Source organism: Streptomyces sp. ICC4 (assembly GCF_003287915.1).
In the GTDB taxonomy this organism is placed as follows: Bacteria; Actinomycetota; Actinomycetes; order Streptomycetales; family Streptomycetaceae; genus Streptomyces; species Streptomyces tritrimontium.
Genome location: NZ_CP030286.1, coordinates 333,232 through 354,125 on the forward strand (window position 1 = coordinate 333,232; position 20,894 = coordinate 354,125).

Annotated in this window: 23 protein-coding genes and 1 tRNA gene; 19 read left to right on the forward strand and 5 right to left on the reverse strand. The window is 69.8% G+C overall.

The genetic code is table 11. The annotated features are described in order from the left end of the window. Window positions 1–109 precede the first annotated feature (109 nt). From DRB89_RS01640 to DRB89_RS01660, 5 genes are all read left to right on the forward strand, one after another. Window positions 110–904 (forward strand): TauD/TfdA family dioxygenase, encoded by a 795-nt coding sequence (locus DRB89_RS01640; RefSeq protein ID WP_162688434.1) that lies wholly within the window; start codon window positions 110–112, stop codon window positions 902–904. 53 nt (window positions 905–957) lie between these two features. Further along, window positions 958–1,422 carry a hypothetical protein gene (locus DRB89_RS01645; RefSeq protein ID WP_112448106.1) on the forward strand — a complete coding sequence of 155 codons (465 nt, stop codon included), beginning with the start codon at window positions 958–960 and terminating at the stop codon, window positions 1,420–1,422. Between the two features lie 308 nt (window positions 1,423–1,730). After that, window positions 1,731–1,862 (forward strand): hypothetical protein, encoded by a 132-nt coding sequence (locus DRB89_RS45850; RefSeq protein WP_275431888.1) that lies wholly within the window; start codon window positions 1,731–1,733, stop codon window positions 1,860–1,862. 75 nt (window positions 1,863–1,937) lie between these two features. Further along, on the forward strand, window positions 1,938–2,138 hold the full coding sequence (locus tag DRB89_RS01655) for a DUF5999 family protein (protein WP_112448104.1): 201 nt from the start codon (window positions 1,938–1,940) through the stop codon (window positions 2,136–2,138). Continuing rightward, the gene (locus DRB89_RS01660) at window positions 2,135–2,683 is read left to right on the forward strand and encodes a DUF6624 domain-containing protein (RefSeq protein WP_112448103.1); all 549 of its coding nucleotides are present in this window, start codon (window positions 2,135–2,137) and stop codon (window positions 2,681–2,683) included. Before DRB89_RS01655 ends, DRB89_RS01660 begins: the two co-directional genes overlap by 4 nt. Before the next feature lie 206 nt (window positions 2,684–2,889). Here the strand turns inward: DRB89_RS01660 and DRB89_RS01665 are convergent, their stop codons facing one another. Beyond that, window positions 2,890–3,171: a hypothetical protein gene (locus DRB89_RS01665; RefSeq protein WP_162688435.1), complete on the reverse strand. Its 282-nt coding sequence runs from the start codon at window positions 3,169–3,171 to the stop codon at window positions 2,890–2,892. A 74-nt stretch (window positions 3,172–3,245) separates the two neighbouring features. Between DRB89_RS01665 and DRB89_RS01670 the strand changes: the two genes are divergently transcribed. Beyond that, window positions 3,246–4,439 carry a GntR family transcriptional regulator gene (locus DRB89_RS01670; RefSeq protein WP_112448101.1) on the forward strand — a complete coding sequence of 398 codons (1,194 nt, stop codon included), beginning with the start codon at window positions 3,246–3,248 and terminating at the stop codon, window positions 4,437–4,439. A gap of 128 nt (window positions 4,440–4,567) precedes the next feature. Here DRB89_RS01670 and DRB89_RS01675 read toward each other — a convergent pair whose 3' ends face one another. Beyond that, complete coding sequence (locus tag DRB89_RS01675) at window positions 4,568–5,953, reverse strand: sporulation protein (protein WP_112448100.1); 1,386 nt, start codon at window positions 5,951–5,953, stop codon at window positions 4,568–4,570. 266 nt (window positions 5,954–6,219) lie between these two features. Here DRB89_RS01675 and DRB89_RS01680 point away from each other — a divergent pair, with 266 nt between their 5' ends. The 11 genes from DRB89_RS01680 to DRB89_RS01730 all read left to right on the forward strand — a co-directional run bounded on the left by DRB89_RS01680 (window position 6,220) and on the right by DRB89_RS01730 (window position 15,502). After that, entirely contained in the window at window positions 6,220–6,825 is a 606-nt protein-coding gene (locus DRB89_RS01680; RefSeq protein WP_162688437.1) for an rRNA adenine N-6-methyltransferase family protein, read from the forward strand. Window positions 6,826–6,830: 5 nt separating this feature from the next. Then, window positions 6,831–8,009: a metallophosphoesterase gene (locus DRB89_RS01685; protein ID WP_112448098.1), complete on the forward strand. Its 1,179-nt coding sequence runs from the start codon at window positions 6,831–6,833 to the stop codon at window positions 8,007–8,009. Next, on the forward strand, window positions 8,006–8,806 hold the full coding sequence (locus tag DRB89_RS01690) for a TauD/TfdA family dioxygenase (RefSeq protein ID WP_112448097.1): 801 nt from the start codon (window positions 8,006–8,008) through the stop codon (window positions 8,804–8,806). Before DRB89_RS01685 ends, DRB89_RS01690 begins: the two co-directional genes overlap by 4 nt. Further along, window positions 8,803–9,345 (forward strand): deoxycytidine deaminase, encoded by a 543-nt coding sequence (locus DRB89_RS01695; RefSeq protein WP_112448096.1) that lies wholly within the window; start codon window positions 8,803–8,805, stop codon window positions 9,343–9,345. The genes DRB89_RS01690 and DRB89_RS01695 overlap by 4 nt, the downstream gene beginning before the upstream one ends. Then, window positions 9,342–9,869, forward strand: coding sequence for a dCTP deaminase (gene dcd / locus DRB89_RS01700; RefSeq protein ID WP_112448095.1), 528 nt, complete (start codon window positions 9,342–9,344; stop codon window positions 9,867–9,869). Before DRB89_RS01695 ends, dcd begins: the two co-directional genes overlap by 4 nt. A 5-nt stretch (window positions 9,870–9,874) precedes the next feature. Continuing rightward, on the forward strand, window positions 9,875–10,594 hold the full coding sequence (locus tag DRB89_RS01705; protein WP_239515969.1) for a PIG-L deacetylase family protein: 720 nt from the start codon (window positions 9,875–9,877) through the stop codon (window positions 10,592–10,594). Continuing rightward, window positions 10,591–11,325 carry a WbqC family protein gene (locus DRB89_RS01710; protein ID WP_112448094.1) on the forward strand — a complete coding sequence of 245 codons (735 nt, stop codon included), beginning with the start codon at window positions 10,591–10,593 and terminating at the stop codon, window positions 11,323–11,325. The genes DRB89_RS01705 and DRB89_RS01710 overlap by 4 nt, the downstream gene beginning before the upstream one ends. Next, window positions 11,322–12,431 carry a glycosyltransferase family 4 protein gene (locus tag DRB89_RS01715; protein ID WP_112448093.1) on the forward strand — a complete coding sequence of 370 codons (1,110 nt, stop codon included), beginning with the start codon at window positions 11,322–11,324 and terminating at the stop codon, window positions 12,429–12,431. Before DRB89_RS01710 ends, DRB89_RS01715 begins: the two co-directional genes overlap by 4 nt. After that, a complete protein-coding gene (locus DRB89_RS01720) occupies window positions 12,424–14,091 on the forward strand; it encodes an aminoacyl--tRNA ligase-related protein (RefSeq protein WP_239515970.1) in 1,668 nt (555 codons plus the stop codon). Before DRB89_RS01715 ends, DRB89_RS01720 begins: the two co-directional genes overlap by 8 nt. 173 nt (window positions 14,092–14,264) lie before the next feature. After that, window positions 14,265–14,339, forward strand: a tRNA-Ala gene (locus DRB89_RS01725). A 68-nt stretch (window positions 14,340–14,407) separates the two neighbouring features. Beyond that, window positions 14,408–15,502: a UDP-N-acetylglucosamine--N-acetylmuramyl-(pentapeptide) pyrophosphoryl-undecaprenol N-acetylglucosamine transferase gene (locus tag DRB89_RS01730; RefSeq protein ID WP_112448092.1), complete on the forward strand. Its 1,095-nt coding sequence runs from the start codon at window positions 14,408–14,410 to the stop codon at window positions 15,500–15,502. 2 nt (window positions 15,503–15,504) lie between these two features. Here the strand turns inward: DRB89_RS01730 and DRB89_RS01735 are convergent, their stop codons facing one another. Continuing rightward, window positions 15,505–15,885: an HIT domain-containing protein gene (locus DRB89_RS01735; protein WP_112448091.1), complete on the reverse strand. Its 381-nt coding sequence runs from the start codon at window positions 15,883–15,885 to the stop codon at window positions 15,505–15,507. A 576-nt stretch (window positions 15,886–16,461) separates the two neighbouring features. Between DRB89_RS01735 and DRB89_RS01745 the strand changes: the two genes are divergently transcribed. Both DRB89_RS01745 and DRB89_RS01750 read left to right on the forward strand, forming a co-directional pair. Beyond that, a complete protein-coding gene (locus tag DRB89_RS01745) occupies window positions 16,462–18,351 on the forward strand; it encodes an ABC transporter ATP-binding protein (RefSeq protein WP_162688438.1) in 1,890 nt (629 codons plus the stop codon). A gap of 142 nt (window positions 18,352–18,493) precedes the next feature. Beyond that, window positions 18,494–19,081, forward strand: coding sequence for a phosphotransferase (locus DRB89_RS01750; protein WP_239515971.1), 588 nt, complete (start codon window positions 18,494–18,496; stop codon window positions 19,079–19,081). A 49-nt stretch (window positions 19,082–19,130) separates the two neighbouring features. On the opposite strand, the gene DRB89_RS42660 is transcribed toward DRB89_RS01750, so the two are convergent. Together DRB89_RS42660 and DRB89_RS01755 are read right to left on the reverse strand one after the other, a co-directional pair. Then, entirely contained in the window at window positions 19,131–19,346 is a 216-nt protein-coding gene (locus DRB89_RS42660) for a hypothetical protein (protein ID WP_162688439.1), read from the reverse strand. A gap of 205 nt (window positions 19,347–19,551) precedes the next feature. Further along, window positions 19,552–20,868, reverse strand: coding sequence for an MFS transporter (locus DRB89_RS01755; protein WP_112448089.1), 1,317 nt, complete (start codon window positions 20,866–20,868; stop codon window positions 19,552–19,554). Window positions 20,869–20,894 lie beyond the last annotated feature (26 nt).

Here is a 20,894-nt window from a genome sequence, read left to right on the forward strand (position 1 = left end):
GCGGCGACTCAGCCTGTCGCGTATGTCCGAGTCGACAACCTGTCGCTTTACGCATCTGGCCGCCTGTCCAGACCCTGGGCGCACCGCCCACCGCATGAGGAGCACGTCGATGCCGACGCTCAGCCTGTTCGATGCACACCGCGCGCCCCGACCCCTTCCTGAGCAGCCCCGTGGCATAACCTCCCGGCTCCAGAGCCAGGGCCTGGCCACCATCGAGGGCCTGACGACTCGCACCGCTGTACTCGCCCTCGCGCAGCGCGTGATGAGGTTGGAACCCCACCGCGACAGCGACTCGGACGAACTCACCACCATCCAGGACATCGGCCGCCGGTCCCAGCAGTCGGGCCTGGGCGGACTGGGCAACGGTGAACTTCTGCCTCATACCGAGCGGTCCAGCGAGCCACATCCGCCACGGCTGATGCTCTTGGTGTGCCTGCGCCCCGCAACCACCGGCGGCGAAGTGATCCTGACCGACGGCCAAGCCGTCCACGGCTATCTCGCCGAGCGCTCCCCCGCGGCCCTGGAGGCACTCACCCTCCCCAACACCGTCTTCTACGGCGACGGCGGGGGCCACCCGTCCCAGGTCTTCACCCGGCATCCCGGCCAACGAACTTCGATCCGGCTGCGGCAAGACTCCCTTGCCGCATTCAGCCCCCTCATCAGTGGGTACCTCCCCCAGCTCAGACAGGCCATCAACGCCGTACAACAGCGCCTCACCCTCGAAGCGGGCCAGGGCTACCTGATCGACAACTACCGATGGCTCCACGCACGCACCGCCTTTACCGGAAACCGTGTGTGCCTCCGTGCCCTGGGCACCCCCCGCTTCCCGATGCCGATCGGCTTTCCCCAGGTAGCCCCGAGCCAGGTCCACACACCAGCAGCAGTTGGAGGAGGCACACCGTGACACCACTTCGGGCCTCTCACTGGCCTCCAATCAGCCGGAACGTCCCAGCCCTGGTGTCCGCCTACGAGGACGTGCTTGCCTGGCCGCTGATCGTGGGTAGCGACATCGTCTCCGCACACCGCGCTCTCGCCCTCGTGCAGGAGGCACCTGGTCGTCTCGAACTGCAGACGACCTGCTCCGCGTTCGACGCGGTGATCGTGCCCGCCGTCCTGGGGGCGGACCTCCTGGTCTTGGCCGATCGGCGTGGCCAGGACCCCGCTCCCGTGCCCTCCCTCGTGTACGGGACAGGCGAGACAGTGCTGCTCGTCGCCCCGGGCACCGCTGCTCCCTTGATCGGAGTGGCCGGCGTCCGTGTGGAGTCCGGTCCGGGTGGCCGCATCGCGCTCCCGCCCTCGGGTGGCTCGCGCTGGGACACCTGGCCCTGGGCACTCGACGAACCGACGCCCGCCACTTTGAGCGACGGCGGCTGCCTCTTGCCGCTCCTGCGGACCGCCATGGCCAGCACCCTCACCAGCTAGCCCCTCAACCGTTTCTCCAAGGAGCCGTCGTGTCCGTCTCCACCCTTCCAAGACCGAGTCCGCCGGAGGGCTTCCTTCTCCTCATCAACGGCCTCGCGTGCGCCCGAGAGCTGACCGCACTGTCAGAAGCCGCCCGCACTTGGGACGCCCTGGACCGGGTAGCCGGGCCCTCGGCCCCCGGGGCCCACGAGATCCCGTCCCTGATCTTGGAACTCCAGGAAGTTCTAGGCACGCTCGGCAGCTGCGGACCGCGTCTCCGGGCGATCCACCAGAAGGCGGTGGAGTCGGGGCGGGCGGAAGAGACCGCGATGGACAACGCCCTCCTCCGCGCCCACCGGTTGCTCCACGCCCCGGCAGTGGCCCGCACCGAGCTGGGCTACCTGCGTCTCCTCGCTGCCTGCGCGGAGGAGATCCTCGACCTCGCCGGCGACACCCCGTAGAGGCCGGACACCCGAACCAGATCACTCGAACACGGACCCCGGCGCCCGCCGCGCCCCTTCGACCGAGGACTTCCCATGTGCCAGCACAAACCCCGCTGCCCGGACGCCGACTCCGCGGACCGGGACCAGGCCCAGCTCGTGACCCAGGCCGTCTCACAGGGGTGGGGCCGCCGGTGCAACGGCTTGCTGATCTTCGACGACACCGGCGCCCTGCTTCCGAACGGGCAGATCATCGCCCCGCACCGCCCGCTCCCCACACTGGCCGGTGCCGCATGATCCCTCCCACCACCACGGTCACCATCCCCCTGGCCGCAGTCGCGCACCAGCTGACGGAGATGGGGCGTGCTGAACGCCGAGCCCAGCTGATTGCCTGGCGGATCCCCTCGAAGCATCGGGAGAAGGAACTGCACCTGGTTCGGCGGACCAATGCCGACGGCCTGAAGAAGATCGTGGCCGCACACGGGTGGCCGACGGCCGGGCTGGTCGGTGACGAGGCCGCCGTCCACGCCGTACGGATCCTGCTGGTCTGTCAGGAGCCGGCCTTCCTGTTCCAGTGCCGCGACATGATGAAACCGGCCGTCGAGAGCGGCGAACTCCCGGAGCAGTTCTTCGCCCACGTCGTCGATGTCTGCGCCGTGACCATGTCCGTGCCCCAGACCTACGGAACCCAGGTCAACCCCCGCACGCTGCGCCCGTACGCGATCAAGGACGTTGAAGCTGCGGAGCGCCTGCGGGCCGATATCGGGCTCGTGCCTTTGGCCAAGCAGACCGCCGACTACCTCGCGCACGGAGCGGGCCCCAACGCGGAGGGGCAGGGCTGACCGTGAATGACACCGACCTCCCTAGCTCCACCGGCGTGTCGGGTGGACACCGCATTCGTGTCTCCAAGGACTCCCCGGCCCGGCTGAGACGCCTGGCGGTAGCCGTCCTCTCAATACGACGGCACCTGCGCGAGACTCCCGTGACCGTGCCGCGGAGGGCATCGCGAGCGCAGGCGGCCCGGGCCCTCGGCTCCCAGCTCGGGCTTTCACAATCGCTGGCCGCAGCCGCGCTCGGTGTGCTCGAACAGCGCGGTGACCTCGCCTTCGCCGGCACCAGGCTGATCGTAGTGCCGCCAGGGCAGCCGCACCCCGACGATGTGGCCATCACCAACCTGATCGAAGAGACGGCCCTGGCCTACCGGCCCGGTCAGGCCCTCCCCCATGGGCTGATCGCTCTGGACCTCGGGGTCGAGACGACACGAGTACACCGCGCGGCCCGGCCCTTCATCTCGTCCGGTCTCCTTCGGTACCGGCTGGGTGGGCCCCACGGACCCGGTCTCTACCTCCGTGAGCGCCCTACACCTAGACGCTCAACCGTCCCGGAGGAGGTCTCGTGCACGCAATGACCCTCCCCGCGGCTGGCGGCTCCCGCGCCGTCGTGCCCCCTCCAGCGGGCCTGCCGGACCCGGCCAGCCCCACCCAACCCATGCCGCTCCCGGAGGCCAGCACCACGCCAGAGTGCCTGAGCTTCGACATTCGTCGCGCCCTCGATATGGCAAACCGGGGCTCGCTGCTGATCGAGACGCATGCCGCCGGGTATGCGGCGTGGATCCGCTCGACGGTGTGCCTCTGGATGCCACAGGCCCTCGAAAGGGCCGAGGCGGCCGCCGGATCGCCCAGTGACACCGCCCGATGGGCCGGCCTCATCAACGATGCCGACCAGAGCGATACCGACCTCTCCGTGGTGGCACAGATCCGTGCCGGTGCAAAGGCCGTCCACACTCTGCTCGTCGCTCTGGAGACCAGCGCTCCGCCCTGCCCTCCGGTCGCGGAGATCGCGGATCGGATCGCCGCACACGTCGCAAGCCGCCGGTACGCGCCGGGGATGCAGCTGAGCCGGGAGACGACAGCTGTTGACCTCGGCGTGCCCGCAGAGCTGGTCCGGCTCGCTTTCGCGGACCTGTCCGCCGTCGGCGTGCTGATCGCGTCCCACCACCGCACCACAGTCTGTGGAGCACCTGATGAGCGAACGGGCCGGGTCCGCCACCTCGCCGACCGGCTGCTCGACTCGTTCGCGTTCGGCCTCTACCTGCCTGGGGACAGGCTCCCCGGCGCCGACGAGCTCGGCAACTACTGCGCCTCGGACGTGAGGCTGGTCACCGAAGCTTTGCAGCTTCTGGAGCACGAAGGGTGGGTGGCCCGGACACGGGGACGCCCGGCCCTGGTCCTGGCCTCGGCGCACCTGCTCGCCCCACGTCCCAACGCGGTGCTTCCTTCCTCCGCGAGCGGGAAGCGTCCCGCGCCGGCGGTGGTCCGCCAGGCGATGCATGAAGCCCACAACTGCTGGCGCCACCGTCGCTTCCTGCCGCCCGAGGAAGTCGCAGCACGGTGGGAGAGCCTGCGGGAGATGGCCGTCCAGCTTCTGACGGCCTGCGCCGGGACCACCGTCGGGCCGCCGGACCGTGTCCGGCATGCCGTCCTCCTCCTCCGGGAGGCCGTCCACGCACCGCTTCCCGATACCAGCCTGCTCGGGTTGTGGCACACCGCCCGACTGGCCGCCGCCCTTCGTGTCTTCCTGGCCTTCACGCGCGGCTGAAGCCCCCGTCCTCATACCGCCCAGCGAACCTGCGAGGCCCGCCAGAGAGGAAGTGGCCGCTCATGTCCGAACGCTTTCGGGCCCGCGGCATCGGTGGTACTGCGTCCTCAGCTACGGCTGTGGGCAATTTACGCGGTTGCCGCGAGCGCCGTACGGGCCTGGTGGGTGAAGTCGGCTACCTGGGGCTCGGCCCGCCAGGGGGCCAGGGCCGTGGTGATGTCGCGGACGTAGCCGTGGGCGCGGCTGGAGTGGACCTGACGGAGCACCTGCAGTGCCTGGGTTCCGAGTTGGAGGCCCTGGGTGAGGTCGCGGGCCTGGAGGTGGCTGGTGGCGAGGACGGCGAGGCGGATGCCGACTGCTCGGGTGAAGCGGCCGGCGGGCATGGCATCTGCCTGCCGGGCCCAGGTGAGTGCGGCCTTCGGGTTGGCCAGGTCCCGGTAGATCTCGGTTGCGTCGGTGGCCAGGCGAGCGTGGGTGAAGTAGGCGAGCCATTCGGGATCTTGGGTGTGAGGCCCGATCGAGTCGAGGAGGCTCTCGGAGAGCGCCAGCGCAGCGCCCGCCGCCCGGGCGTCGCCCTCTCGGGCGTGGGCGCGGGCCTGGGCGAGCTTCGCGAAGGCGAGCACTCGGGGTGCCGCGTGCCCCTTGGCCCGCTCGTAGGCGCCTTCGGCCATGTCCGCCGCTTCGCGGGGGAATCCTCGCAGGAACGTCTGCAGGGACATGGTGGTCAGGACGTAGCAGCCGGTCTGGACGTCTCCGGCGGCCCGGGCCAGGCGCAGGGCCTGGACGAAATGGCGCTGCGCGAGTTCGTGCTGTCCCATGTCGAAGGCACTCCATCCGACGACGCGGGAGAGCTCGGCGGTGGCGGTGAACAGTTCTTTGCCCACCGTCTCGGTGTAGGTACCCGTAAGCAGCGGGGCCGCCTTGAGCTTGAGGCATTCGGTGACCGAGTTCGCCTTCCCGTTTCCGCCTCCGTACCGGGAATCCCACAGCCGCGCGTCCTCGGCGGCCTGCCAGAGGTCCTCTACATCCCCGCGTCCCACTCGCTGGCCGCCCTGGTGGGTGACCGCCGGGTCGGCCGGCGTGGTCATCCAGCGCATCACCGGGGTGGCGTATGCGGATACGGCGAATCCGGTGGTGATGAGCTTTCGGCGGTCCACGGTTCTCCAGTAGGTCGCGGCGACGTGTACGGCGTCGGCGGGGTCGCGTGCGAAATCCAACCCCATGTCGGCGTCGCCTCGTTCACGGCGGTACATACCGATTTCCTGGAGACTGACAGGCCGACCGAGGCGTTCTTGCAGCGCAGCGGCCACGAACTCCGGAGCCCGGCCCCGGGGGATCATCCCCAGATTCACCCAATTGGCGACGCTGGTCTTCTCGTAGCGGGTGACGACGCCGGCCGCTGCCGCGATCTTGTTGATCTGCGCGGCCAGCGAGATGTGGCTGGCTCCCGCGGCCGTGATGAGTCGCGCCAGCGGTTCGTTCGGCTGTCTTGCCCGCCGTTGGCTGCCTGCCACGGGTCCCTCCCTGTTCGAGTGTCGCGCCCGTGCTTCGAAGGTGGATTTGAGCGTAGGGCGCCAGGTGCTGGGGGCGCATTGGTTCGTGGTGAGTTCGCCCCCCTAGTTCGCCTCCCGCAAAGCCTGCGGGACCGGTTTCCTGTGACGCACACGCCAAGCGGCACGAGGCCCAGACCGGCCTCTCCCCGTATCCGGCCTTGCCATTCCCTCCATGCAGTTCCCCCTCGCGGCGTGTCCTTGCGCTGCTCCTTGAAGGGACAACCGAGTTGATCGAGATCGCACCGGCCCGGGGCCTGGCGGAGCCGTCGGCCCCCTCGGCGGCAGAGGCTGTCGCAGCGGCGGGCTTCACCACACGGGCGGACTTGGGCCAGTACTTCCTGCGCCATGAGGACGCGGCGCTGCGCTTGCTCGCATCCGCTGCCATCCCCAAGGGTCGGCCTGTACTGGAAGTCGGCGCTGGGCTGGGGACCCTGTCGCTTGCCGCGGCCAGTGCCGGGCACCCCCTGTGGGCGGTGGAGAAGGACGACCGGCTGGGGGCCCACCTGACCGGCCGACTCTCCGGCTTCGGCGAGGGCACGCGAGTGACCATCGCCGATGTCCGGGCCGTCGACCTGGACGGGGGCCTGGCTGCCGGGACGCACCTCCTGGCGATCATGCCCTTCGACGCCGACCTCTCCACAGCTCTGATCCGGCACGTCTTCACGTCGCTGCGGGTGGAGCGGGGGCTGGTCGTGATCACCCGGCAGACCATGGCGCAGCTCGACGAGGAAGGCGGCGGCCTTCGGCTGGAGGAGGTCGATGGCATTTCCCGCTCCGACTTCTGGCCGTCGGCGCCGTCCGTTCTTCGTGTCGTGGCGATCGAGCGGGGCTGAGGAACATGCAAGAGCTGATCGCGACCGGCTGCTTCCACTCCTCCGTTCCCGACGGCGCCGAGATGCTGGCCGCCCTGCGTGAGCGGAGGCAGGCCGGGGCCCTGGTCGTGGACGCCGGCGACTTCTTCGGTGGCAACGCCTTCCACGAGTTCTCCGGGGGCCGGGTCGAAGAGCGGATCCTCCGTGAGCACTACGACGCGGTCGTGCCCGGGAACCACGACCTCGCCGACCTGATGAGCCTGGACCGCCCTGACCTGTTCCCTCCCCTGGTCTGTGCGAACCTGCGCCCGCCGGCGTCTTTCCGTGGGAGGTGGGAGAGCGGTCTGGTGCTGCGCGGCCGCGAGCTGGCCATCGGCATCGTCGGCTACCTCGGCCGGCAGGCCTTCAACGCGGTCCCGCGCTCGGAGCGGTCCGGATTCACCTACGCGGAGCCGACCGCCGAGCTGATCGCGGCAGAGCGGGACCGGCTCCTGGAGGCCGGTGCGGACCTCGTCGTCGGCGTCAGCCACTCCGGGTTCGCGCACGACATCACCGACCAGGACCAGGACTGGCCCCTCACGGTGGTCATCGCCGGCCACTGCCACAGCCCGTCCTCCCACTGGTGCTCCCGCGGCCGGCACGTCGCCAAGGCGCCGGAGACCGGCATGGGGCTGCTGCGCCTGGGCCTGGACAAGGTGGGCTCCCACCGCGTCACGATCGACACGTTCAGCTCCGGCACCGAGCCGGCCGAAGGGCTCGCGGAGGATGTCGACGCCTTCCTCCGCTGGGGGTCGGACCGCGTCGGCACGCTGCCCATGCCGCTGCCGGACCGCGAGCACGCCGCTCGTGCCCTCGCGCGACAAGCCGTGGGCGAAACCAAGGCCGGCGCCTTCCTCGTCAACACCTTCAGCCTGCGCACCGGCCTGCCCGCGGACGTCCTGCGTATCGACCTGCTGAACTGCGCGCCCTTCGACAGCGACATCGTCGTCCTCGACGGCCTGCAGGACGCGCGGGCTCTGGCCAACCTGGCCTCCGTGCTCGGTGAGGACGTGACGAGCGCCCCCGAGACGCCGCCGGCAGAACCGGCCGTCGTCTCCACCACCCGCTACCTCGCCGACCGGCTGGGCCTGTCATACCGGCCGGCCGACCCGCCGTGCACCCTGCGCGGCATCCTCACCCGCCTCACCGAGGAGACGTCCCCATGAACGACTTCAGCCCTCTTCCGAGCCGAGACCTGACGCGGGGCGCGACGGCTCCGCGGGACTTCACCGATCACCTGTCCGGGGCCGGGAACGGCCGGGCCCTGATCGCCTTCGAGGACCCGGCCGCACACGCCCTCAACATGGAGCTGGGGCTCAGCCTGCTCTCCGCCCTGGGCCCGGTTCTGGCGGTGTACCCGCAGGACGGATGCTGGAGCACGCTGAGCGTTCGCACCGACGCCGACCCGGGGCGCACGCACGGTGTGGGTGAGAACCGGCTCCACGTCGACCTCGTCGACCGGACCCTGATGCCCCGCTATATCGCCCTGTACTGCGTGCGCTCGGACCCGCGTGGCGGCGGCGCATCGGCCCTGGCCGACATGTGGGCGGCCGTCGAGAGCCTCACCGACGTTGACCGCAGGCTGCTGTCCGAGCCGGTCTACTCGTACTTCACCGACGAGGGCGTACACGGAGTCGGATCCAGCCTGGAGCGGTTCGCGGTCCTTCCTCCGGCCGGCGGGGAAGGGCCGGTCCGGTTCACCGCGAAGATGCAGCCGCATCTGGAACGGGGCGAACTCCTGGCGAACGACGCCGACCAGCGGCGCATTGCGGATGCCTTCGGCCGACTCGTCGCCTGTGTCGAGCACCAGCGCATCGCGGTGCGCCTGCTGCCCGGCCAGCTGCTCGTCTTCGACCAGCACCGCTACGCCCACGGCCGCATGCCGCTCGGCCTGGGCCAGGAGACGGTCGCCCCGGACGAGAGGCGGCTCCTGCAGCAGACCTATGTCGGAGGCGTCCTGTGATCCTCACCGGTCCCGCGGTCCGGGACGCGGTCGCGTCGGGGGCGATCACCATCGATCCGTTCGACCCGGCTCTCCTGAACCCCAACAGCTACAACTACCGCCTCGGCAGCACGCTGAAGACCCTGGTCGGCAGCCCCGTAGACCCGCGCCGCGAAGCTGAGACCGAGAGCATCGAGATCGGCCCCGGCGGCTACGTCCTGCAGCCCCGCACCCTCTACCTGGGCGTGACGGTGGAGCGGATCGGCAGCGCCGAGTTCGTGACGAGTCTGATCGGCCGTTCCTCGATAGGGCGGCTCGGCACCTACCTCCAGGTCTCCGCGGACCTCGGCCAGCTCGGCGCCATCCACCAGTGGACCCTGGAGATCGTCGTCGTGCAGCCGCTGCGCGTGTACGCGGGCATGCGGATCGGGCAGGTCAGTTTCTGGCGGCCTCGGGGCCGGATCGTGCCCTATGGCGGCTATTACGGGTCCCTCAGCGAGCCTTCCCCCTGTTCGCCCCACGCAGCCGCCGGCACCCACGTACGGGAGGTCGCCGCGTGATCCTCACCGGCCCCGAGATCCATGCCCGCATCGAACGCGGCGAGATCAAGGTCTCGCCCTACGACCCCACCCTCATCCAGCCCAACAGCCTGGACTTCCACCTCGGGGACACCATCGGCTGGTACACCGCCGAAGTCCTCGACTGCGCCAGGGAGAACGCCTTCGAAGTACACCCGATCCCCACGGACGGAATGGTGCTGTCCCCGGACCGCATCTACCTCGCACCGACGCTGGAGCGGATCGGCAGCGACACCGTGGTCCCCATCATCCGCGCCAAATCCTCCATCGCGCGCCTGGGACTGTTCGTCCATGTGACCGCGGACCTGATCGATCTCGGGTCCTACGGTCAGCTGACCCTCCAACTGCACTGCTCGGGAGCCCCGGTCCTGATCTATCCCGGCATGCCGATCGGCCAGGTCACCTTCTGGGAGACCACCGGCGAGATCGTCCTCTACGACGGCAAGTACCAGAACAGCACCGGGCCCATGCCCTCCCAGTCCTACCGCGACTTCGAGGACCGGTGACCGCCGTGCCCGGGCCCCAAGGCGATGCGCGCGAGCACGTGGTCGCCGTCGTGGCCCACCCCGACGACGCGGAACTGCTCTGTGGTGGAACCCTCCTTCGGCTCCGCCAGGCCGGCGCCCGCGTCAGCATCCTGACCGCCACCCACGGCGCGAACGGCGTCTCGGTCGCGGACAGCGAGGCGGGACGGCGGCTGAGGCCGGAGGACCGCGCCGTCGAATCCGCTGCGGCATGGGCGGGTACCGGTATCGAGCTGTCCGGCCTCGGCCTGGAAGACGGGGCCCTGACCGCGGACCGGCACATGATCTCCCTCCTAGAAGGGGAGCTCGTCCGATCCGGCTGCACCACGCTGATCACCCACAGCCCACGGGTGGCCAACGACCACCAAGACCACCTCGCGGTAGCTGTGGCGGCCTCGAACGCGGCCACCCGGGTCAGCACGTGCCGCACCGTCCTGTACGGCGAACCCCACGCACCGCGATCCCAGTTCGCGCCGACCGTCCTCGTCGACATCACCGATGTCCTCGACGACAAGATCAAGGCCCTGCAAGCGCATCAGAGCCAGGCCGGACGCTGGTACCTCGGCGAGGAGTACACCCGCCACCGCGCCGCCGACGCCGGGTGGCGGCTGCGCCCGGCCGCCGCTGCGGCGGGCCGTTCCTTCGAGGCGTTCGAGACACCGCTGCTCACCCTCTCCCACCCGGCCCTCGGATTGGAGCTTTCGTGATCTACATCGAGCAGCCCGGGTTCGCCCCGTGGCTGGGTTTCTGCGAAGCCCTCCTCGGCTGCACCACCGTCGCCCTGTTCGACGACGTGCAGTACACCGAGGGCGGGTTCCTCAACCGCAACCGCATCAAGACCCCCGACGGGCCGGCCTGGCTCACGGTCCCCGTCGTCCGCGCCTCGGGCCAGCTGATCCGCGACACCCGCCTTGCCGACAGTTTCGACCCCGACAGCCTGCTGCGCCGCGTCCGCCTAGCCTACGCGCGCACCCCGTACGTCGAGGAGGCGCTGAACGTCCTTGGTCCCGCCCTCGGCGGCGGCCACCGCTGGCTCCTGGACCTGAACGTCGACCTCATCAACCAGATCGCGACCGCGCTCGGCTCCCACGCCCGCCTGCGGCTCACCTCCGACATGGACACGACGGCCGACAGCGGCAAGTCGGTGCGGCTGGCCCAGATCGCCGCCCAGGCCGACGAGCACGTGCTGTGGGCCGGTTCGGGCACCCGCGGCTACCTCGACACCGACGCCCTGGCCGGGCACGGCATCTCCGTGGTCTGGAACGAGTTCGCAGACCGGCACCCCCAGTACGGACAGGCATGGCCCCAGCAGGGCTTCATCCCCTGCCTCTCGTTCATCGACGCGGTAGCGGCGACCGGCTGGGCCGGGCTGGCCGCGATGCTGCGCACCGGACTGGACACCTACCTCCCGACCGCATCCACCGGAGCGAGCGCGTGAGCCGACACCGCATCCTCACCGGCATCGACCTGCCGCTGGAGCCCTCCTGCGGCTCGACTATCTGGTGCAACGACACCTATCCGCGCCTCAGTGACCGCTTCCACACCACGTTCGCCGCGTTGCCCGGCTCCGGCACCTGGAAGCACCGCTTCGAAGAGACCGTCCCCCTCGCCTCCCAGAAGGCACCGTACGGCCCCGGCTTCGAGCGGTACGCCGACTCCCTGACCAGCGAGGTGGCCCAGCTCCTCACCCGGGCGGAGCCGGACCTCATCCACGCCCAGCACCTCGGCTTCGGCCTGGCCCTGGCCTTCGCCCGCGCGGCCGGCGCCATCCCCCTGATCTCGATCGCGCACGGCACGGACATCATCGTGGCCACCGAGATTGGCCAGGCCCGCACGGTGCTCCACGAGATCGTCGCCGCCAGCACGGCGGTCGCCGTCCCCAACCAGGCCATGGCCGACCAGGTGAACACCCTGACCGGGAACCTGTACGCGGACCGGCTGGTCACCGTCCCGTGGGGCATCCCGCTCCCTGCGGCCCCCACCACGGAGCCCACCACCGGCAGCGTCCTGCGGCTCCTGCACGCCGGGCGCCTGGACGACAACAAGTCGACCATCACCGCCATCGACGCGCTCGCCGCCACCCGGGAGCCGCACCACCTCACCGTCATCGGCAGCGGACCCGAACTGCCCGCGCTCCAGGCCCGCGTGCAGCACCACGGCCTCGCACACCGGGTCACGTTCGAACCCTTCGCCCCCCGCGCCGACCTGTGGGCCCGCTTCCGGGCCTTCGACGCCTTCGTGTTCACGACCCGCACCCTGGAGGCGTACGGGCTCGTAGCGATCGAAGCCCAGGCCCACGGCCTCCCGATCCTCTACAGCGACGTACCGGGCCTCGGCGCCACCCTCGGCCACGGCGGCCTGTCCTACCCGCCGGGTGACAGCCATGCACTGGCCGCGGTCATCGACTGTGTGGCCGCCAACCCGCACCTGCGCCCGATCCTCCGCCAGTCCGCCGCCGACAACAGCCGCCAGCACGACATCGCCGCCACCGCCGACCGCCTCGGCGCCCTGTCCGACACGGTGATCGGAGCAACCCGTGCATGACACCCCCCTCTACACCAGCACCCTGTGGCCTCCGGTCCGCCCCCGCGCCGCCGACCCCGGATCCACCACGATGGAGCTCCTCGACTCCCTCGGCCTCGTCTCCGCCACAGCCGCCAGCGGTGTCTTCACCCTCCTGCCCCTCGGACTAAGGGTTCACGACCGCCTGTCCTCCATCGCCCGCCGGGCCTTCGAGGAACGCGGCGCCCACACGGTCTCCTTCCCCACCCTGCAGAGCAGCAGGCTGTGGAAGGAGACAGGGCGCTGGGACGCCTACCAGCGGGAGGGAGCCCTCCTGACCTCCCGCAGCCGCAGCGGCGAGGACATGTGCCTGGCGCCGACCTCCGAGGAGATCGCCACCGCCACGGTCCGCGACCGCCTGCGGTCCTTCCGGGATCTGCCCGCCCGCCTCTTCCTCAGCACCACCAAGTTCCGCGACGAGCTCTCCCCCCGCGGCGGCCTCATGCGCTCCCGCGAGTTCACGATGGCCGACTGCTACACCTTCGATGCCAGCCCCGAGGCGATGCGGACTTCGACCCGCTTCCTCAACGACGCGTGCGCGGCCGCCCTCACCGGAATGGGCCTGACCGGCACTTTCCAAGCCCCCGCCGACGGGGGCAGCATCTCCGCCGGCCCCAGTACCGAGCACCTCCTCCTCGGCGACAGCGGGCAGAGCACCATCCTGGCCTGCAGGCACTGCGGCAACCGAGGAGACGCCGCCGTCCTCAGCTCCAAGCCCGCACCCCACACGGGGGAACCCGTCGTCAACGTCATCGTCTTCGCCGCGACCGGCCCCGACGGCAGTCGCCGGCCCACCGCCGTCGCCATCCGCTCCGACCTCCAGGTCAGCGCCCGCAAACTCGCCGAAGCCACCGGCGCCACCCACGTCACCCTCCTGGACCCCGACCTACTTCCGGAGCTGTACGGCACCCCGGCCGGCACCCTCACCCCCTGGACCGCCGCCCGAGCCCCGGGCACCGTCCTCCTCTTCGACACCTCCGTCAGCACCCTGGAGAAGTTCGCCATCTCCGACGGGGCCGACGGACTGCGCACCTCCATGTCCTGGGACGGCGGGCGCGGCCTGCTGGCCATCACGCCCTCGGGCACCGACCTCCACCAGGCCACGCCCGGATCCACCTGCGTGCGCTGCCACCAGGGCCAGTACAGCGACACCCACGCGGTCGAAGTCGCCCATGTCTTCGAACTCGGCCGCCAGTACTCCGCCCCCATGAACCTGGCCTTCACCGACGAGCACGGCGCCGCCCAGACGCCCTGGATGGCCTGCTCCGGCATCGGCATCACCCGCTGCCTCCAGACCACCGCCGAAATCCACCGAGACCACCACGGCCTGCGCTGGAAGGCCGGCACCGGACCCGCCGACCTGCACCTCACCGTCCTGCGCGCCGACCTCCCCGCCATGCGCGAACGCACCGACCAGCTCGTCCGCCAACTCCGCACCCACGGAGTGAGCTTGCTCATCGACGACCGGCACCTGCCCGCCGGCGACAAGCTCCGCTACGCCCGACTCCTGGGCCTGCCGCACCACGCCCTGATCTCCCCCCGACACAACGACGACGAAGTCGAGATCACCAACCGCTGGACCGGTCGCACCACAACCACCGAACCCAGCACCGTTCACCAAATCTGCAGCACACGCCAATAGAGCAAACAGGCCACTAACCGAACGTGGCGTCGCTCGAATTCCGATTACGAGCGACGCCAATTCGGGCTGCCTCGAATTATCAGGACCCTCCGACATTCACGCCAGTCAATTCCCATCCCACCGTTGACGTGCCGAGATAGCCAGCCATATAGTCGCCATCGTTGCAACTCAAACGGGTCGTAGCTCAACTGGTGGAGCACGGCAAAAGCGTTGTCGAGGAACTGGTTCGAATCCAGTCGACCCGACCAGACACACAATTCAATTCTGCCGGTGGGTGCGGCTGCAGCGTGCCGCACAGAACTCGAATGGGAATACTGTGAAGATCGCTATCACCGGTGGCGCGAGCGCCGGCCACGTCGTCCCCGCCCTGGCCGTGGCCGACCAGCTCGCCGCCTCCGGAGCCCAGCTCGTGTTCATCGGCCGCAGCGGCAGCATCGAAAGCGAGTACGCCGAGCGCGCCGGCCTGCCCTTTCGGGCAGTGCCCGCCGCCGGGCTGAAGCGCCACCGCTCGTGGAGCAACCTCCTCATGCCCCTCACCGTCGCACGCGGGGTGGCCGCCGCCTGGCGCGTGATGCGCTCGGAGCGCCCCGACGCCCTGTTCTCCAAGGGCTCGTACGTGTCGGTCCCGGTCGGCGTGGCCGCCTGGCTGTGCAAGGTCCCCATCGTGATCCACGAGTCCGACCGCTCCCTCGGACTCGCCAACCGCATTCTCGCGCGCCTCGCCGACACCGTCTGCTTCAGCACGACGCCGGCCCCCGAAACCCCGCGCTGGCTATCCGCCAAGGCGGAGATCACCGGGCTCCCGCTCCGATCGGACCTCACCACGGCAGACCCCGCCGGCCTCCGCAACCGCCTCGGGGTACCCGGGAGCACCCGGGTGCTGCTCGTCTTCTGCGGCAGCAGCGGCTCCCAGCGCGTCAACAAGGCCGTCCGCGCCCAACTCGACGCCCTGCGCGACCAGTACGCGGTCCTTCACATCTGCGGCAAGGGCAACCTGAACCCCAGCCTCGAAGGACGGGCCGGGTACTGGCAGTTCGAATACCTGCACCAGGACATGAACGACGCCCTGCACCTGGCCGACACCGTCATCGGCCGCGCCGGCGCAACCACCCTCGCCGAACTCGAAGCTCTCGCCATCCCGGCCGTGCTCGTGCCGCTGCCCACGTCCGTCAGCCGCGGCGACCAGATCGAAAACGCCGCCGCGTACGCCGAACGGAATCCGGCCCGTTGCGTCGTCGTAGCCGACGAGGCCCTGGCCGACGGGCAGCCTCTCGTACAGGCCTGCGGCAAGCTCCGGGGAACCGCGCGCGGGGCGGACCCGGACGACATGGCACGCCATGCCCGTGAAGCCGCCTCCGCGGTTGCCCGGCTGACCCTGGCCGCTGCAAGGCCAGCCGCTGTACGGCGCTGAGGTCAGCGGTCGTGGTGGCCGTACATGCCGAGGATCTCGCTCTCGCTCTCCCCGCGGTAGTACACGTGCCAGTGCATGTGCTTCGACTCCTGGTAGAGCCCCAGGTTCGTGTTGACGGAACACGAACCGTGCTCCTTCTCCACCATGGCCGCGACTTCACGGACCACCTCGACCACTTCGTATACCAAGCCGGGGTCCGCGTCGCCGAGGTCCGTGAGCGAGGGAACGTGCGCCTTCGGAATCACCACGATGTGCACTGGATACGACGGGTTGGTGTGGTGGAAGGCGAGCACCCGCTCCGTCTCGACCACCGGCTGGATTTCCACCAGCCCGCTGAGGACCTTGTTGCAGTAGAAGTCGCTCACCGGCGCTTCGGTCTTCACAGTGCGTCACCTTTGTTGTCAGGGGGAGATTGGGCGTCAGAGTACAGGCTTGGAAATGTCCCCTGGTTCACTTCACGGCTCTCGCCTCTCCCCTATCCGTTGCGTGCAGAGCTGGGCGGCCACGGCACCCCGACCGAAGCCGGTACTCACGTCAGCGCATTGCCGACCGCAGCGTCATTCCGCACCCCGACAACTCGCTTTCCGTCATGCAGAACCATTTCCGAGCGATACCCCAAATGGGTGAGCGGGCGAATCGGAAGCCCAACGCCGCGCCCGCTCGGGCGAGCAGTCAGCTCCCCAGGGGGCCGTGGCCGTCGAGAGGCCCTGCACCCTACAAGCGAGCCCAGCCCGATCCGCTCCAACTCACCCGTGGCCTTGCGGCGCTTGGAAACGTCGGCGATTCGGCCAACCACCTTTGGTGGCAGCGCCGTTGTCGGGAGCGGATCGGTGTAGTTCCCACGGTCCGCCCGGCGCTCTATTCCGGGAGTTCGGGGCCGACCGAAAAACGTGTGTTCGAAAAATGGAGGCTGTCGTTGAGCTTCCGACAGCGTCCGACCGGCGATCCAGGGGGACCCGATGACCACGTCCGAAGCACACAGCAAACCGGCCGGTGCTCCGCCTCCGCCGCCTCCGGCGGAGATCACCTACAGCGGGCAGTATTCCGTCAACCCACTCGCCGAGGTCTCCTTCCAGAAGCTGTGCGCCACGCTCCCGTCGGTCCTGGCCCGCATCGGCCGGCTGTCGTGGCAGACCGACCGGCAGGCCGTACGGCTCCTGATCGGGTGCCAGGTCATCACGGGCGTATCCGCCGCGGTGCTGCTGGCCGCCACCGCCCGCGCGATGGGGCCCGTACTCGGCGCCGGCAGTGCCGGCGACCGTCTTCACGGAGCGTTGCCCGCGCTGCTCGTGGTCGCGCTCGCCGCCACGATGAACCGCGTCGCAGGGGCCGTGGCCACCTACGCCGCCCGACGGATCACCCCGCTGCTCACCTCGGAGACGGACAGCGCCCTGGTCGAGGCGGTCTGCCGGGTCGAGGCCTCGGCCTACGCCGGGGACGGCTTCTCCGACCGGCAGGAGGCGGCCGAGATGGGGGTGGTCCGCACCCACGTGATGGTCACCGACGCCCAGCGCTTCATGTCCTCCCTGATCCGCCTGGTCACCGCCGGCAGCGTCCTGTCCCTGCTCAACGTCATGATGTTGCCCCTGCTGCTCCTCGCCGTACTCCCCGCCGGCATCGGAGCTGTGCTGACCGCCCGTGTCGACTACGAGATCCACTACTCGAACATCTCCGACCGCAACGTGCGCGGGATGATGCGCTGGTGGGCCACCGCATCCCAGTATGGGGACGAGGTTCGTGCCAACTCGATGACCGACTACCTCGTCTACTGGTACCGGGCCCTGTCCGACCGGTGCGACCGGCGGAACCTGGCCGCCGCACCGCGGACCTTGCGGATCTCCCTGCTCTCCGCGCTGGCCGGCGGCGTCTTCCTCCTCGCAACGTGGGGGGCGCTCGCCTGGCTCGCCGTGACCGGCCGGATCGAACCCGCCATCGCCGCCACGGCCGTCATCGCCGTCCAGACCGCACTCGCCGCCCTGTCCCAGGTTGTCATCAACGGCGCCGCCATCTTCCACACCAGCCTCTATCTCACCGACATGCAGTCCTTCCTCGACGAGGCCGCCGCCCTTACGCCCCAGCGCGGACCGGGCGAGATCACCGGCTCGGTCCAGCAGATCCGGCTCGAAGAGGTCTCCTACCAGTACCCCGGGAAGGACAAGCCTGCGGTCGACGGCGTCTCCCTCACCCTGGAGCGCGGCCAGATCCTCGCAATCGTCGGAGCGAACGGCTCCGGGAAGTCGACCCTGTCGCGCCTGATCACCGGTATCTACCTCTGCGACAAGGGCAGGGTCACCTGGAACGGTAGCGACCTCGCTGACACCGACCCGGCCAGCGTCTGGGCACGTACCGGCCTGGTGCCGCAGGAGTTCGCCAAGTGGCCGTGGCCGGTTCGCGAGAACATCACCCTCGGCCAGCCGCACACCCACGACGACGGACCCGTATGGGAGGCCATCGACGCGGTCGGCCTGCGCAAAGCCGTCGAAGACCTCCCCAACGGGCTGAACACCCTCCAGGCCCGCGATATCTGGGGAGGCATCACTTTCTCCGGCGGGGAGTGGCAGCGCGAGGCGTGCGCCCGGGCCCTGTACCGCAAGCCCGAGTTGTTGATCTTGGACGAGCCGACTTCTCAGATGGACCCGCGTGGTGAGCATCTGATCTTCGAGCAGATCAAGGCCATCGCCGCCGACCGGATCACGATCATGGTCACCCACCGGCTGGAAAACACGAAGATCGCGGACCACATCATCGTGCTGGAAGACGGTCGGATCTCCGAACAGGGCCGCTACGACGATCTTGTCCACGGCGGCGGGACCTTCGCCGAGCTCCTCGCCCTCTCCCAGGACCGCTGACCGGCTCCACCCCCGCCCGACCCACCGTCGTCCGTCGTGGCCGACCCAGCAAGGAGAACTCGTTGCTCCCCCACCTCACCACATCCGACGGCCCTGCATGCGGCCCTTCGGGATCCGAGCGCCCCAGTAGGAGGTCCGTCCGATGAGGCAGCCGAAGCTACTGCCGCCGGCGGTGCGGGGGTGGGCGGAGCAGCGGATCGGGTCCATCGTCTCCGTACGCGACGCCTCGCACGACTGGGACCGCTCCCGAGTGTGGGAGGTGGAGGGCGCTGACGGCGTGCACCGGTACGTGAAGGTCTCGCCGAGCGAGAAGTTCTTCACCCGTGAGACCCGCGCATACAGGCATGTCGTCCCCGCCCTCGGGCACAGCCGGGCACCCAGCCTCATCGACAGCCGGGCCGAGGACCTGGCCCTGCTGCTCACCGCGGTCCCCGGTACCCCGGCGAAGGCGCTCAGCCTGTCCGCCGGCGACTGGCGGGCCGTCCACCAGCAAGCTGGGGCGCTGTGTGCCCGGCTGCACGAGGCCGGGGAGCTCTGCCGTGCCGATCGGGTGGAAGCCGAAGCCTCTCTGGAGGCCGCCGCCGACGGGGCGGAGAAGTACCTGACCCGCGCCGGAGACAGACTCACCGACGGCGAGCAGCAGCTGGTCCGCGACCACGCCGCCCAGCTGCGCCACGTCGGGCCGGTTCCCGTCGGATACATCCACGGCGACAACCAGTACCTTCATTAGGCAAGTCGACTGTCGGGTTCGAAGTTGTCGGGACTTTGGCCCAGGGATCTCAGCTATCGAAGGTGTGGGTGGCTTCGCCTGGAGGCGCGGTAAAGAATGGTTCTGTTTCTACCTCCGTGCCGCAGTCCTCGCACGTCCGGGTCTCAATCGTTTGTTCCTCATTGAGTTGGCCGGGAGGAAAGTCGGTGTAGCCGCAGCGCGGGCAGTCGACAAACTGGCGGAACTTCTTGTGCTTCCCGTACTCCTGGCTGCTCTCCGTCGTCATGGTGCGAGCCTCGCACGCCCGTACGGCTGGTGTCGTCGGTTGGCGGGGTAGCAGCGAGATGCGCTAGGCCGCAGAGCTCGGGGTGGATACAGGGTGAGTGCGTGGGCGTGGACGTCGTACAGGCTCTGGCGCAGTTCGGGGGCGGTGATCAGGCTGAGGGCCTGGGCGTGACCGACGGGTGTGGTGGTGACTCGACCTGCGGCGGTTACTGCGCAGGAGAACTACACGCATGCTGTTCGGTGCCGTTCTCCGATCCCGTTGAGTAGTTCGGGACGGGGACCGGGGAGGTGGGCGGGTGCCAGGTGAGAATCCAGCCGGCGGTAAGCGCCGCCGCGCCACCTGCCAGGGCGATTGCGCCGCCTGTTCCGATGCCTGCGGCCACCAACCCGAAGCACGCCGGCCCGACGCCCTGTAGCGTCATGCCGCCGGAGCCGAGCAGACCGAAGGCCTGGCCCTGACCATCCTGCGGCAGGGCATCCAGGAACGGCCGTTGCAAGCCGAGACCATAGGCGAATCCGAAGCCGCAGAGCAGCAGCAGACAGGACGAGACGCCCACTCCGGGCTCGGCAGCGAAGCCGACCAGCGGCAGTCCCATCAGCGCAATCAACGGGACTACCAGTCGCTCCCGGGTGAGTGGCCGGAGGAGTCGGCCCACCAGCAGGTCGCCGACAAGCATGCCGACCGGCAGACAGCCCATCAGCACCGCGTACCAGCCGGGCGCGAAGTGGCGTCCTCCTGCGTAGGCGACGATCAGACCTTCCGCGCCCGCTACGAAGCCGGTCGGTAGCCACTGGGCCAGCATCAGTCGTCGCACCGTGCGTCCGCGCAGCAGCCGGCCGGCACCGTGCAGGCTTGCCCGGACGGCCCCGCCGTCGCCCCGAGCGCTGCCGGGTGTGACGCCGAACTCTCCCGGCTGCAGCCGGGGTAGCCGGATGCGGATAGCGAGCGCGCAACCGAGGTAGAGGGCGGCGCTTACCGCGAGTGCCCGGTGTGGGCCGAGTACCGCAACGGCCGCGCCTCCCAGCGCCAGACCGAACAATTGCGCGCCGGAGGAGGCGATGTTGTTCAGTGAGCGGCCCAGTACATAGGCGTCGCCCTCCAGCGACTGCGCGACCAGCCGACTCGACGCGCCGTGAAACACCGGTGTGGCGAGGGCGACCAGCGCCACGACACCGAGGCTTGCCGCGATCGGCATCCGCACGAGGGCGAGCAGCAGGGCGGCGGCGCACGTCAAGGCGTAGCCGCCGGTGATGAGCGCGCGGGGCGGCAGTCGGTCGGCCAGTGAGCCCAGCAGCAGCGAGCCGAACAGCTGCGGGATGAAGCCGATGCCGAAGGCCAGTGCGCTCAGCAGCGCAGAGCCGGTGGCCGAGAAGACCAGCACCGAGAACGTGGTGATACGCAGCGCGTCCGCAGTGATCGCGACGGTGCGGGTTGAGAAGAGCAGCCGGAATCGCGGCTCGGCCAGCACCTCCCGGTAGGTGGCACGGTGGTTGCCCTGCGCGGGCTCGGCGGTTGGGGTCATGACGCCCAGCCTCGCCGTGCGCCCAC